The organism is Streptomyces sp. NPDC052079 (genome assembly GCF_040680275.1).
In the GTDB taxonomy this organism is placed as follows: Bacteria; Actinomycetota; Actinomycetes; order Streptomycetales; family Streptomycetaceae; genus Streptomyces.
Window position 1 is genome coordinate 252,932 of record NZ_JBFAWL010000003.1, and the last position, 13,134, is coordinate 266,065.

The 13,134-nt window shown below is 70.9% G+C and carries 12 protein-coding genes and 1 pseudogene; 8 read left to right on the forward strand and 5 right to left on the reverse strand.

Annotated elements, in window-relative coordinates; all coding sequences use genetic code 11:
* Positions 1-68 precede the first annotated feature (68 nt).
* The 4 genes from argJ to AB0L56_RS08550 all read left to right on the forward strand — a co-directional run bounded on the left by argJ (position 69) and on the right by AB0L56_RS08550 (position 3,976).
* Complete coding sequence (argJ, locus tag AB0L56_RS08535) at positions 69-1,220, forward strand: bifunctional glutamate N-acetyltransferase/amino-acid acetyltransferase ArgJ (RefSeq protein ID WP_365420415.1); 1,152 nt, start codon at positions 69-71, stop codon at positions 1,218-1,220.
* A 74-nt stretch (positions 1,221-1,294) separates the two neighbouring features.
* Positions 1,295-2,224 carry an acetylglutamate kinase gene (argB, locus tag AB0L56_RS08540; RefSeq protein WP_365420418.1) on the forward strand — a complete coding sequence of 310 codons (930 nt, stop codon included), beginning with the start codon at positions 1,295-1,297 and terminating at the stop codon, positions 2,222-2,224.
* A complete protein-coding gene (locus AB0L56_RS08545) occupies positions 2,221-3,426 on the forward strand; it encodes an acetylornithine transaminase (RefSeq protein ID WP_365420421.1) in 1,206 nt (401 codons plus the stop codon). The genes argB and AB0L56_RS08545 overlap by 4 nt, the downstream gene beginning before the upstream one ends.
* Positions 3,427-3,433: 7 nt before the next feature.
* The gene (locus tag AB0L56_RS08550; RefSeq protein ID WP_361037300.1) at positions 3,434-3,976 is read left to right on the forward strand and encodes an arginine repressor; all 543 of its coding nucleotides are present in this window, start codon (positions 3,434-3,436) and stop codon (positions 3,974-3,976) included.
* A gap of 429 nt (positions 3,977-4,405) precedes the next feature.
* On the opposite strand, the gene AB0L56_RS08555 is transcribed toward AB0L56_RS08550, so the two are convergent.
* From AB0L56_RS08555 to AB0L56_RS08570, 4 genes are all read right to left on the reverse strand, one after another.
* Positions 4,406-5,143, reverse strand: coding sequence for an FAD:protein FMN transferase (locus AB0L56_RS08555; RefSeq protein WP_365420690.1), 738 nt, complete (start codon positions 5,141-5,143; stop codon positions 4,406-4,408).
* A gap of 55 nt (positions 5,144-5,198) precedes the next feature.
* The gene (locus AB0L56_RS08560; RefSeq protein ID WP_365420425.1) at positions 5,199-5,975 is read right to left on the reverse strand and encodes an FMN-binding protein; all 777 of its coding nucleotides are present in this window, start codon (positions 5,973-5,975) and stop codon (positions 5,199-5,201) included.
* A gap of 52 nt (positions 5,976-6,027) precedes the next feature.
* Positions 6,028-7,410, reverse strand: coding sequence for a ferredoxin reductase family protein (locus AB0L56_RS08565; RefSeq protein ID WP_361037296.1), 1,383 nt, complete (start codon positions 7,408-7,410; stop codon positions 6,028-6,030).
* 74 nt (positions 7,411-7,484) lie between these two features.
* Positions 7,485-8,078 (reverse strand): pyridoxamine 5'-phosphate oxidase family protein, encoded by a 594-nt coding sequence (locus AB0L56_RS08570; RefSeq protein WP_365420429.1) that lies wholly within the window; start codon positions 8,076-8,078, stop codon positions 7,485-7,487.
* A gap of 136 nt (positions 8,079-8,214) precedes the next feature.
* On the opposite strand from AB0L56_RS08570, the gene AB0L56_RS08575 reads away from it, so the two are divergent.
* The 4 genes and pseudogenes from AB0L56_RS08575 to AB0L56_RS08590 all read left to right on the forward strand — a co-directional run.
* A complete protein-coding gene (locus AB0L56_RS08575; RefSeq protein ID WP_365420432.1) occupies positions 8,215-9,408 on the forward strand; it encodes an argininosuccinate synthase in 1,194 nt (397 codons plus the stop codon).
* Between the two features lie 106 nt (positions 9,409-9,514).
* Positions 9,515-10,945, forward strand: coding sequence for an argininosuccinate lyase (gene argH, locus AB0L56_RS08580; RefSeq protein WP_365420435.1), 1,431 nt, complete (start codon positions 9,515-9,517; stop codon positions 10,943-10,945).
* Between the two features lie 106 nt (positions 10,946-11,051).
* Positions 11,052-12,023: an aldo/keto reductase gene (locus AB0L56_RS08585; RefSeq protein ID WP_365420438.1), complete on the forward strand. Its 972-nt coding sequence runs from the start codon at positions 11,052-11,054 to the stop codon at positions 12,021-12,023.
* Between the two features lie 3 nt (positions 12,024-12,026).
* Positions 12,027-12,391, forward strand: a pseudogene (locus AB0L56_RS08590) (MFS transporter); the annotation flags it as partial.
* A 22-nt stretch (positions 12,392-12,413) separates the two neighbouring features.
* Here the strand turns inward: AB0L56_RS08590 and AB0L56_RS08595 are convergent.
* Positions 12,414-13,085, reverse strand: a complete 672-nt coding sequence (locus tag AB0L56_RS08595) for a lysophospholipid acyltransferase family protein (protein ID WP_361037286.1) — start codon at positions 13,083-13,085, stop codon at positions 12,414-12,416.
* Between the last annotated feature and the right edge of the window lie 49 nt (positions 13,086-13,134).

Here is a 13,134-nt window from a genome sequence, read left to right on the forward strand (position 1 = left end):
GGGCCGCAGACGAGCACGATGCCCGCACCTCTGCGCTGCACGGGCGGAGAAGTGAACGAGGAGACACAGTGAGTGTGACGGCAGCAAAGGGATTCACGGCGGCGGGCATCGCCGCCGGGATCAAGGAGAACGGCAACCCCGACCTGGCCCTCGTGGTCAACAACGGCCCCCGCCGCGCCGCCGCGGGCGTCTTCACCTCCAACCGCGTCAAGGCCGCCCCCGTCCTCTGGTCCGAGCAGGTGCTCAAGAGCGGCCGGCTGACCGCCGTCGTCCTCAACTCCGGTGGCGCCAACGCCTGCACCGGACCGAAGGGCTTCCAGGACACCCACGCCACCGCCGAGAAGACGGCCGAGGTACTGGGCGTGGGCGCGGGCGAGGTCGCCGTCTGCTCGACCGGACTGATCGGCGTCCTGCTCCCCATGGACAAGCTGCTCCCGGGCGTCGAGACGGCCGCCGGCCGGCTCTCCGAGCACGGCGGTGAGAAGGCCGCCATCGCCATCAAGACCACGGACACCGTCCACAAGACGTCGGTGGTGAGCAAGGACGGCTGGACCGTCGGCGGCATGGCGAAGGGCGCGGGCATGCTCGCCCCCGGTCTCGCCACCATGCTCGTCGTCCTCACTACCGACGCCGACGTCGACAGCGAGAGCCTGGACCGGGCCCTCCGCGCGGCCACCAGGGTCACCTTCGACCGCGTCGACTCCGACGGCTGCATGTCCACCAACGACACCGTGCTGCTGCTCGCCTCCGGCGCCTCGGGTGTCAGCCCCGCCCACGACGACTTCGCCGAGGCCGTGCGGGCCGTCTGCGACGACCTCGGTCAGCAGCTCATCCGCGACGCCGAGGGCGCCGGCAAGGACATCAAGGTCGAGGTGATCAACGCCGCGACCGAGGACGACGCCGTCGAGGTGGGCCGCTCCATTGCCCGCAACAACCTCCTCAAGTGCGCCATCCACGGTGAGGACCCCAACTGGGGCCGGGTGCTCTCCGCGATCGGCACCACGAAGGCCACCTTCGAGCCCGACGCGCTCAACGTCGCCATCAACGGCGTCTGGGTCTGCAAGAACGGCAGCGTCGGCGAGGACCGCGACAGGGTCGACATGCGCTACCGCGAGGTGCACATCGTGGCGGACCTGGCGGCGGGCAGTGAGTCGGCGACGATCTGGACCAACGACCTGACGGCCGACTATGTCCACGAGAACAGCGCCTACTCCTCCTGACGTGCCCGCCTGGTCTCGCACAGGCCAACACCGCCCTCCCGGCGGCTGATTCGAGAACTTCCCGAAAGTCGGCTATGACGGTCAATCCCAAAGAAGAGCGAAAGTCCCCGACCCGCAAGCACACCGCGCTGCCCAAGGCGCAGATCCTCATCGAGGCGCTGCCCTGGCTGACCCGGCACCACGGCAAGACCGTCGTCATCAAGTTCGGCGGCAACGCCATGGTGGACGAGGACCTCAAGGCCGCCTTTGCCCAGGACGTCGTCTTCCTGCGGCACGCCGGTCTCAAGCCGGTCGTCGTGCACGGCGGCGGCCCGCAGATCAGCCGCGCGCTCGACCGGCACGGCATCGTCAGCGAGTTCAAGGCCGGCCTCCGCGTCACCACCGAGGACGCCATGGACGTCGTTCGCATGGTGCTCGCCGGACAGGTGCAGCGGGAACTGGTCGGGCTGCTCAACCGGCACGGACCGCTCGCCGTCGGCCTCACCGGCGAGGACGCGCACACCCTCACCGCCACCAAGCACCGGCCCGAGATCGACGGCGAGCCGGTCGACATCGGGCGGGTGGGCGAGATCACCGAGATCGACACGGGCGCGATCGAGGCACTGCTCGCCGACGGCCGTATCCCGGTCGTCTCCTCGATCGCCCGCAGCCAGGACGACCACCATGTCTACAACATCAATGCTGATACGGCGGCTGCGGCACTCGCTGCGGCACTGGGCGCCGAAACCCTCATGGTCCTCACGGACGTCGAGGGACTCTACGAGGACTGGCCGGACAGCGACGAGGTGATCAGCCGCCTCACCGCCTCCCAGCTCGAGAAACTGCTGCCGGAGCTGTCCTCCGGCATGGTGCCGAAGATGGAGGGCTGTCTGCACGCCGTACGCAACGGCGTGACCACCGCCCGCGTCATCGACGGCCGGGTCCAGCACTCCATCCTGCTGGAGATCTTCACGGACGAGGGCATCGGCACCATGGTCGTGCCCGACGAACAGGGGACGTCGTGAGCAACGAAGAGCTGACGCAGCGTTGGCAGGGCGCGCTCATGAACAACTACGGCACCCCGCGACTGCCGCTGGTGCGCGGCGAGGGCGCGCGGGTGTGGGACGCCGACGGCAAGGAGTACGCCGACTTCGTGGGCGGTATCGCGGTCAACGCGCTCGGCCACGCCCACCCGGCGGTCGTCGAGGCCGTCAGCCGTCAGATCGCCTCCCTCGGTCATGTCTCCAACCTGTTCGTCGCCGAACCGCCCGTCGCGCTCGCCGAACGGCTCCTGCAGCTCTTCGGCCGGGACGGCAGGGTCTACTTCTGCAACTCGGGAGCCGAGGCGAACGAGGCCGCCTTCAAGATCGGCCGGCTGACCGGGCGGAGCCACCTGGTCGCCACCGACGGCGGCTTCCACGGCCGCACCATGGGCGCCCTCGCGCTCACCGGCCAGCCCGCCAAACGGGAACCCTTCCTGCCGCTGCCCGCGGACGTCACCTACGTCCCGTACGGCGACGCGCAGGCGCTGGCCGCCGCGGTCACCGAGGACACCGCGCTGGTGATCATCGAGCCGGTCCAGGGCGAGAACGGGGTGGTAGTACCCCCGCCCGGGTACCTGAAGGCGGCCCGCGCGATCACGGCGGCCACGGGAGCGCTGCTCGTGCTGGACGAGGTGCAGACCGGCATCGGCCGCACCGGGAACTGGTTCGAGTACCAGGCGCACGAGGGAGTTCTGCCCGACGTCGTCACGCTGGCCAAGGGCCTCGGCGGCGGCCTGCCGCTGGGCGCGACGGTCGCCTTCGGCCGGGCCGCGGACCTGCTGGGACCCGGCCACCACGGCACGACCTTCGGCGGCAACCCGGTCGCCTGCGCCGCCGGACTCGCCGTTCTCGACACCATCGAGAACGACGGGCTGCTGGACAACGTCAAGCGGCAGGGGGAGAAACTCCGCGACGGAATCGAGGCGTTCGGCCACGCCTTGGTCGACCATGTCCGGGGCGCGGGCCTCCTCCTGGGTATCGTGCTCACCGAGCCGCTCGCACCCCAGGCGCAACAGGCGGCCCAGGACGCCGGATTCCTCGTGAACGCGCCGGCCCCCGATGTCGTACGGCTCATGCCGCCGCTGACCCTCGGGGACGACGCGGTGGACGCCTTCCTCGAGGCGCTGCCCGGCATCCTGGACGAGGCCGGTACGGCGGGCGGGGAAGGACGATCCGGAGAATGAGACGACGATGAGCCAGGAGCAGGACCAGGGCCAGCACGCCGGGGCTGCTGTGCCGCAGACGCGCACCGCACGCCACCGCCGGATCGTGGACATCCTCAACCGGCAGCCGGTGCGGTCGCAGAGCCAGTTGGCGAAGCTGCTCGCCGACGACGGGCTGAGCGTCACACAGGCGACGCTGTCGCGGGATCTCGACGAGCTGAACGCGGTGAAGATCCGCAACAACGACGGCGACCTGATCTACGCGGTGCCGAGCGAGGGGGGTTTCCGCACCCCCCGGGCGCCGCTGGGGGAGTCGGCGAAGGAGGAGCGGATGCGGCGGCTCTCGCAGGAGCTGCTGATCTCCGCGGAGGCGTCCGCGAACCTGGTCGTGCTGCGCACCCCGCCGGGTGCGGCCCAGTTCCTGGCCTCGGCCATCGACCAGGCGGAACTCCACGACATCCTCGGCACGATCGCCGGCGACGACACGGTGCTGCTGATCAGCCGCGACCCAACAGGCGGCCAGCCACTGGCCAACCACTTGCTACGCCTGGCCTCCCAAAACGGCCACTAACCACTCCGCGTGGGCGGGGGACAGTGCTGCGGCTGCGGCCCGTCGGTGGCTGATCGCGCAGTTCCCCGCGCCCCTTGGGGTGTTGACCTGCCGCCCGTCGGCGGCTGGTCGCGGCGCTCCCACCTAGCTGCGGGCAGTCGTGCCGCTGGGGCGGCACGGGTGGGCGCAGCGGCACCCGGCGAACGCCGTGAGTGACACGCCCGTACCTCAGCCGCCGGCACCGCTCAGCCCAGCCAACCCGCCCCCAGGACGCCGTAGATGCGGGCAGTCGTGGCGCGGCTGGGGCGCGTGGTGGCTGATCGCGCAGTTCCCCGCGCCCCTTGGGCGCTTAGCTGCGGGCAGTCGTGCCGCTGGGGCGGCACGGGTGGGCGCAGCGGCACTCGGCGAACGCCGTGAGTGACACGCCCGTACCTCAGCCGCCGGCACCGCTCAGCCCAGCCAACCCGCCAAGCCCCCCGTACACCGCACCTCGTCACCCGCGGTGATCAGCAGCCCCTCGACGCCCGGCAACGACTCCAGCCACCGCAACCCCTCCCGCGACCCCATCGCGAACGCCGCCGTCGCCCAGCAGTCCGCCCACGTCAGCCGCGGCGCGACCACCGTCACCGCCACCAGATCCGTCACCGCCGACCGCCCCGTACGAGGATCGACGATGTGATCCCCCCGCTCGGCGGTCCCGGACGTCGCCACCGCCAGTTCGCCCGCCCCGGCCGCCGAGACGACCGCCGCCAGCCCGCCCGGCCGCAGCGGATCCGACACCCCCACCCGCCACGGCCGCCCCGCTCCCGGCGCCCCCAGCAACTGCACGTCACCGCCGCCGTTGACACTCACCCCCGCCGCCCCCGCGGCAGCGAGCCGCCGCGCGGCCCGCTCCGTGGCCCAGCCCTTGACGATCCCGGTCGGATCCAGCCGCCCCCGGTAGCGCGCGCTGAACCAGCCGTCGCTCACCCGCTCCGCCTCCGCCGCCAGCTCCAGCACCTCGGCGACCTCGGGGTCGCACTCCCCGACGTCCAGCTCACCCCGCGCCAGCCGGGAGACCTGGCTGTCGTCCCGGTACGTGCTGAACACCTCGTCGACCCGGTGCAGCCCCGCGACCGCCTCCTCCAGAGCCGCGCGGACCGCAACCGGTTCCCCGCCGCGGACGTCGAGGGAGAAGACGGTCCCCATCGTCTCCTCCACATGACGCACCCCGGCGGGAGCCTCCGCCGGCTCCGCCACCGTGTCAGCCACCGGCCTTGTCCAGTGCCGACTGGAGCGACTGCTTGTACCCGGTGCTCGTGTACGTGGCCCCCGACACCGTGTCGATCTCCGCGCTGCCGGCCGTCACCGCCGCCTGGTTGAGCCTGGGCACGGAGTTCGAGGTGATCTGGTCGCTCTGTCCGCCCTTGGGGGCCTGGACCGCCTCGGCCTTGGTGATCTTCCCGCCGCTGACCGTGATCCGGACTTGCACCGGCCCGTACTGCGTCTGCGCCGCGTCCCCGGTGACGGTGCGCGCCTCACCGGCGCCCCCGCCTCCGCCGCCACCCGAACCCGACGACGACCCCTGCGCCCCGGCCGCCCGCGCCTTGTCCAGCGCCGACTGGAGCGACTTCTTGTACCCCGTGCTGGTGTACGTGGCCCCGGACACCGTGTCGATCTCCGCGCTCTGCGCCGCCACGGCCGCCTGGTTGAGCCTGGGCACGGAGTTGGAGGTGATCTGGTCGCTCTGTCCGCCCTTGGGGGCCTGGACCGCCTCGGCCTTGGTGATCTTCCCGCCGCTCACCGTCAGCCGGACCTGCACCGCGCCGTACTGGGTGCTCGCCGCGTCCCCGGTGACCGTGCCGTCGCCGACGGGCTGGGAACCACCCTGCGGCTGGGCCGCCGCGGGCGGGACCGCGCCGCCCGCCGCCTCGGCCGAGCCCGGATCGGACGCCGGCTTCAGCGACAGCAGCAGCACGATCCCGGACACGGTGGCGGCGGTCGCGAGCACGGCGCGCCGGACGGGGTGACTCTTCCTCATCGCTTCTCAAGCTCCTGATGGGTGTGGATGACCCGGGTGGATGACCCGTCGCTCACATCTCGAACGACTCGTGGTGGATACGGCGGGCGGGGACGCCGGCGCCGCGCAGTGCGTCGTACACGGACTGGGCGAACCCGGGCGGCCCGCACATGAAGACGTCGTGGCGGTCGACGTCCGGAATCTTCCGTTGCAGACTCTCCGCCGAGATGTCGGGGCGTTCCCCGTCGGGGCTGTTCACCGCGTACATCAGCCGCGCGCCCCGCTCATCGGCGATCTTCGCCAGCTCGCTCCACAGGGCCAGGTCCTGGGTGCTGTTGGCCCGGTAGAGCAGGGTGATGTCACCGGCGGCGCCGGGCAGCGTCTCGAACAGCGCACGCATCGGGGTGATGCCCACCCCGCCCGCGACCAGCAGCACCTTTCCGCGGCTGCGGCGCTGCGCGGTCAGCGCTCCGTAGGGGCCCTCCGCCCACACCCGGGTGCCGGGCTCCAGTTCGCGCAGCCGGGAGGTGTGGTCGCCGATCGCCTTCACGGTGATGCGCAGCGTGTCGGGGCGGGGCGCCGCCGACAGCGAGTACGGGTGGGAGCTGAACCGCATCCCGGGCGCCAGGAACCGCCACCGGAAGAACTGTCCGGCCTCCGCCCCCATCCGGTGCAGCCTGCGCCCGCTGATCAGCACCGACACGATGCCCGGCGTCTCCTCGATGACCGCCTGGACGCGCATCCGGTGCCGCAGGTTGAGCCGCACGGGCGTGATGATCCGGTACCACAGGACCAGCGCGGTCACGGCGCCGTAGAGCCCGTACCAGAAGGTCTTGGCGGTCGGCTCGACGGCGAACTCGTTGCCGGTGGTGATCTGGTGCCAGAACGTCAGGAACACCGCCGCGTAGGTCAGCAGGTGCACGTGGTACCAGCCGTCGTACGGCAGCCGGCGCCGGACCGGACCGACGGAGAGGAAGGCGATCAGGAACAGCAGACCGGTGCCGATGGCGGCCTTGCCCATGTCCGGCAGCGTGTTGATGGAGGTGATGGTCTGCCCGACGATGTCGCCGAGGCTCTTGCCCGCCTGGCGGGCGTAGCCCCACATGATGAGGAAGACATGGGCGATGACCAGGCTGACGGTGTAGCGGCCGCTCATCGCGTGCCAGCGGGCGACCCGGTCCGAACCCACCCGCCGCTCCAGGGCGGGCACCCGCGCCATCTGCAGCACCACCAGGGCCATCAGATAGCCGGCGAGCAGGCCGGTGATCCGGCCCGCGGCGATGATCTTCCCGGTGGTGTCCGCGATGGACGGTGTGTTGGTCCACCACAACCACAGCACGGCCACCGCGCCCGCGCCCACGGCGAGCAGCAGGGGGACGGCGGGGGAGCGGCGCGGACGGATGCGGCGCATCGTCTGGCGGCGGGCGGCACGGCCGCCGGCGAGCGTGGTGGTCACGGTTCCTCCGTGGACTTGACCCTTGGCCCACAGATACGTGCCGCACCGCCTGCGCGTTCAGAGGAATTCAGGGTTCAGTGCCGGGTCGTTGACGGGGGCAGCGGCAACGGCAATCCGGGCAGTCCGTCCAGGCTGCTCGCGACGTGCTCCTTCTTGGTGAAGTACGCGTCGAGCGAGGCGTCGTCCTCCCGCGCGAACCGCTTCTCGTGCAGGTCGCGTTCCTTCTCGTACGCCATGAAGGGCACGGCGTACCCGCAGGTGTCGCGGATCAGTTCGGCCGTCACGACGACGACGGCGCGCAGGCCGTGCGAGGTGGGGTCGATGCCGGGAAAGCGGGCGACCAGCCCGGCGAAACGGGGGTCGTCACGGAAGACGGGCTCGCCGCGGCCGTGGATGCGCACGATATTGGGGGGTCCCTGGAAGGCGCACCACATCAGGGTGATGCGGCCGTTCTCGCGCAGATGGGCGATGGTCTCGGCGTTGGAGCCGGCGAAGTCCAGGTAGGCCACGGTGCGCTCGTCGAGGACCGCGAAGGACCCCTTCAGCCCCTTGGGGGAGAGATTGACCGTGCCGTTGGCGGACAGGGGGGCGGTGGCCGTGAAGAAGACCGGCTGTTCCTCGATGAACGTACGGAGGCGGCCGTCTATGCGCTCATAGGTCTTTCCCATGGTCAACGATGATGGACCTAAACCTTTCGCTTGTCTAAGGAATTGTCACCGCGACCCTCCGAGTGAGCGGATTGACGAATCATGCGGCCTCCTGCATACTCATGCATATCAGCGAATGCACTGTGAGGAGAAACCCGTGACCGAGCGCGTCGTACTCGCCTACTCAGGCGGTCTGGACACCTCCGTCGCCATCGGCTGGATCGCCGAGGAGACGGGCGCCGAGGTCATCGCCGTTGCGGTCGACGTCGGCCAGGGCGGCGAGGACCTGGACGTCATCCGCAAGCGCGCCCTCGCCTGCGGCGCCGTCGAGGCCGAGGTCGCGGACGCCAAGGACGAGTTCGCCGACGAGTACTGCCTCCCGGCGATCAAGGCCAACGCCCTCTACATGGACCGCTACCCGCTGGTCTCCGCGCTGTCCCGGCCGACGATCGTCAAGCACCTCGTCGCCGCCGCGCAGAAGCACGGCGCCACCACCGTCGCCCACGGCTGCACCGGCAAGGGCAACGACCAGGTCCGCTTCGAGGCCGGCATCGTCGCCCTCGCGCCCGACCTCAAGTGCATCGCCCCGGTCCGCGACTACGCCATGACCCGTGACAAGGCCATCGCCTTCTGCGAGGCCAAGGGCCTGCCGATCGCGACCACCAAGAAGTCGCCGTACTCCATCGACCAGAACGTCTTCGGGCGCGCCGTCGAGACCGGCTTCCTCGAGGACATCTGGAACGCGCCGATCGAGGACGTCTACGAGTACACGCAGAACCCCGCCCTGCCGCGTGAGCCCGACGAGGTCGTCATCACCTTCAAGGAAGGTGTGCCGGTCGCCATCGACGGCAAGCCCGTCACCGTCCTCCAGGCGATCCAGCAGCTCAACGAGCGCGCCGGTGCCCAGGGCATCGGCCGGATCGACATGGTCGAGGACCGTCTCGTCGGCATCAAGTCCCGCGAGGTGTACGAGGCGCCCGGCGCCATCGCCCTGATCACCGCCCACCAGGAGCTGGAGAACGTCACCGTCGAGCGCGAGCTGGCCCGTTACAAGCGGCAGGTCGAGCAGCGCTGGGGCGAACTGGTCTACGACGGCCAGTGGTTCTCCCCGCTCAAGCGCGCCCTGGACGGCTTCATCGCCGAGGCCAACCAGCACGTCAACGGCGACATCCGGATGACCCTGCACGGCGGCCGCGCCGTCGTCACCGGCCGGCGCTCCGAGTCGTCGCTGTACGACTTCAACCTGGCGACGTACGACACGGGGGACACGTTCGACCAGGCCGCCGCCAAGGGGTTCATCGACATCTACAGTCTGTCGGCGAAGATCGCCGCGAAGCGGGATCTGGGCTGAGCGTTCCTTGTCACGGCGCGGTGGAGCGGTGTGGCTGCGGCTGGTCGCGCCGTTCCCCGCGCCGTTTTCCGGGCGGTTACATCACCATCTTTGAGGAGCACAGGCAGTGAGCAGCAACAGCGGTGACGTACGGCTCTGGGGCGGCCGTTTCGCCGACGGTCCCGCCGAGGCCCTGGCGAAGCTGTCCGCGTCCGTCCACTTCGACTGGCGGCTCGCGCCCTACGACATCGCCGGCTCGCGAGCCCATGCGCGTGTGCTGCACACGGCGGGCCTGCTCACCGAGGACGAGCTGACCCGCATGATCGACGGTCTCGACCGGCTCGAGGCGGACGTCGCCGACGGCTCCTTCACCGGCACCATCGCCGACGAGGACGTCCACACCGCCCTCGAGCGCGGCCTGCTGGAGCGCCTCGGCCCCGACCTCGGCGGCAAGCTGCGCGCCGGCCGGTCCCGCAACGACCAGGTGGCCACCCTCTTCCGCATGTACCTGCGGGACCACGCCCGGATCATCGGCGGCCTGATCGCCGACCTCCAGGACGCGCTGACCGGCCTCGCCGAGGCGCACCCGGACGTGGCCATGCCGGGCCGCACCCACCTCCAGCACGCCCAGCCGGTGCTCTTCGCCCACCATGTGCTCGCCCATGTCCAGGCGCTGTCCCGGGACGCGGAGCGGCTGCGCCAGTGGGACGAGCGCACGGCGGTGTCGCCGTACGGCTCCGGAGCGCTCGCGGGCAGCAGCCTCGGCCTGGATCCGGAGGCGGTCGCCAGGGAGCTCGGCTTCGAGCACGGCAGCGCCGCCAACTCCATCGACGGCACCGCCTCCCGGGACTTCGTCGCCGAGTTCGCCTTCATCACCGCGATGATCGGGGTGAACGTCTCCCGGATCGCCGAGGAGGTCATCATCTGGAACACGAAGGAGTTCTCCTTTGTGACCCTGCACGATGCCTTCTCCACCGGCTCGTCGATCATGCCGCAGAAGAAGAACCCGGACATCGCCGAGCTGGCGCGCGGCAAGTCCGGCCGCCTGATCGGCAATCTGACCGGCCTGATGGCCACCCTCAAGGCCCTCCCGCTCGCGTACAACCGCGACCTCCAGGAGGACAAGGAACCGGTGTTCGACTCCATCGACCAGCTGGAGATTCTCCTCCCGGCGTTCACCGGCATGATGGCCACCCTCACCGTGCATCGCGAGCGGATGGAGGAACTGGCTCCGGCCGGCTTCTCCCTCGCCACCGACATCGCCGAGTGGCTGGTCAAGCAGGGCGTGCCGTTCCGCGTCGCCCACGAGGTGGCCGGCGAGTGCGTCAAGGTCGCCGAGTCCGAGGGCAAGGAACTGGACGACCTGACCGACGAGCAGTTCGCCAAGATCTCCCCCCACCTCACCCCGGAGGTGCGCACGGTCCTCAACGTCCCGGGCGCCCTCGCCTCCCGCAACGGCAGGGGCGGCACGGCCCCGAGCGCGGTCGCGGCCCAGCTGGCCGAGGTGAAGGCGGACGTGGCAGCCCAGCACGCCTGGGCAACGGCGAAGAAGCAGTAGGACAACCCCCTCCCGGGCTCTTCGGCGCCCCGCTACCTGAGCGGAGCGGCATCGCGGGTTACGTTGGTCGGAACGCCGATCCGGTCCCGACCAACGGAGCCCCGCGATGCCCTTCGCCCGACTGGCAACAGCGACGACCCCCACCTGCCACATCGGCCTCGGTCTGGCCGCCGTAGGCCGCCCCGGCTACATCAACCTCGGCCGGGACCGCGACCTAGGAGACAACCGCAGCGTCGAGGCACTGCGCACCCGCACCCACGAACTCCTCGACGCCGCCTACGCCCAGGGCGTGCGCTACTTCGACGCCGCCCGCTCCTACGGCCGTTCGGAGGAGTTCCTGGCCGAGTGGCTGAAGAAGCGGCCCGACGCCGACGACGTAGTCATCGGCAGCAAATGGGGCTACACCTACACCGCCGACTGGTCCACCGACGCCGAGCGGCACGAGGTCAAGGACCACTCGCTCGCCGCGTACGAGCGTCAGCGCGCCGAGTCCCTTGCGCTGCTCGGGGACCGGCTCGACCTCTACCAGATCCACTCCGTGACGCCCGAGAGCCCCGCCCTCACCGACAAGGAACTGCACGCCCGGCTCGCGGAGGCCGCGGCCCAGGGACTCACCATCGGCTTCTCCACCAGCGGCCCGGCCCAGGCGGACGCCATCCGCACCGCCCTCGCCGTCACGGTCGACGGCGAACCCCTCTTCCGTACCGTGCAGTCCACCTACAACGTGCTGGAGACCTCCGCCGGCCCCGCGCTGGCCGAGGCGCACGACGCCGGACTCACGGTGATCGTCAAGGAGGGCATGGCCAACGGCCGGCTGGCCGCGCCGGACGCCCCCGAGGCGCTGCGCGCCGTCGCCGACGAGACCGGGCTTGGCCCCGACGCCGTCGCCCTCGCGGTGATCCTGCGGCAGCCGTGGACCGGCGTCGTCCTGTCCGGAGCGGCGACCACCACCCAGCTCGCCTCCAACCTGCACGCCGCCGCAGTCGACCTCACCGACGAGCAGTCGGCCCGCCTCGCCACCCTGGCCGAGGAGCCGGAAGCCTACTGGGAGCGGCGCGCACAGCTGCCGTGGCACTGAGCCACCACAACGGTGACCGCCGACCTGATCCTCTCCAGCCTGCCCAAGGAACAGGCGGGCGCCGCATCCGCCGTCTCCGAGACGGCCTACGAACTCGGCGCGGCCCTCGGCATCGCCGTACTCGGCTCCACCGTGACGGGTACCCCGGCGGGGGCCATGAGTCGCTGGGCGGCGCGGCGGAAGCGGCGTCCCGGCTGCCCGCGAACGTCGCCGAGCCCCTGCTGGACGCGGCCCGCCAGTTCTTCGTCGACGGCCTCACCCGCGCCGCGGGCGTGAGAGCAACGGTCCTGCCGGCAGCGGCGGTCGCCTCCTGGTTCATGCTCCGCGACCAGCGGATCCAGAAGCGGGCACCTGCAGCCAACGTCTGACCGACGAACCCAAGGTGCGGCGCTACGCCGCCTTCGCCTTGCTCGCGTACATGTCGACGTACTCCTGGCCGGACAGCCGCATCACCTCGGCCATCACCGAGTCGGTCACCGCACGCAGGACGTAGCGGTCGCGGTCCATGCCCTCGTAGCGGGAGAACTCCATCGCCTCGCCGAAGCGGACCGTGACCTTGCCCGGCCGGGGCAGGCCCGCGCCACCCGGCTGGAGCCTGTCCGTGCCGATGATGGCGAACGGCACCACGGGGGCGCCGGTCATCAGGGTGAGCCGGGCGATGCCGGTACGGCCCCGGTACAGCCGGCCGTCGGGGGAGCGGGTGCCCTCCGGGTAGATGCCGAAGACGTTGCCCTGCTCCAGCACCCGGCGCCCCGTCATCAGCGCCGCCACCCCGCCCCGGCCGCCGTCACGGTCGACCGGGATCATGCCGACGCCGGTGAAGAACCACGCCATCAACCGCCCCTTGAGGCCCTTGCCGGTGACGTACTCGTCCTTGCCGATGAAGAAGACCTGGCGGTCGCAGACGATGGGCAGGACGATCGAGTCGATGAACGTCAGATGGTTGCCGGCCAGGATGACCGGACCGTCGCCCGGGATGTTCTCCGCGCCCTCCACCCGTGGGCGGAACATCAGGCGCATGATCGGACCGAGCACTGCCTTGATGAGCGCGAAGCGGGACAACGGGCCCTCCGGTGGGAAGCGGACGTCGACGAATGCCGTATGAGTCTGT

Excerpts from the sequence above, each read along its gene's own strand:
- argB (WP_365420418.1), top strand. The coding sequence starts at position 1,295 with ATGACGGTCAATCCCAAAGAAGAGCGAAAGTCCCCGACCCGCAAGCAC.
- AB0L56_RS08550 (WP_361037300.1), top strand. The coding sequence starts at position 3,434 with ATGAGCCAGGAGCAGGACCAGGGCCAGCACGCCGGGGCTGCTGTGCCG.
- AB0L56_RS08555 (WP_365420690.1), bottom strand. The coding sequence starts at position 5,143 with ATGGGGACCGTCTTCTCCCTCGACGTCCGCGGCGGGGAACCGGTTGCG.
- AB0L56_RS08560 (WP_365420425.1), bottom strand. The coding sequence starts at position 5,975 with ATGAGGAAGAGTCACCCCGTCCGGCGCGCCGTGCTCGCGACCGCCGCC.
- AB0L56_RS08570 (WP_365420429.1), bottom strand. The coding sequence starts at position 8,078 with ATGGGAAAGACCTATGAGCGCATAGACGGCCGCCTCCGTACGTTCATC.
- AB0L56_RS08585 (WP_365420438.1), top strand. The coding sequence starts at position 11,052 with ATGCCCTTCGCCCGACTGGCAACAGCGACGACCCCCACCTGCCACATC.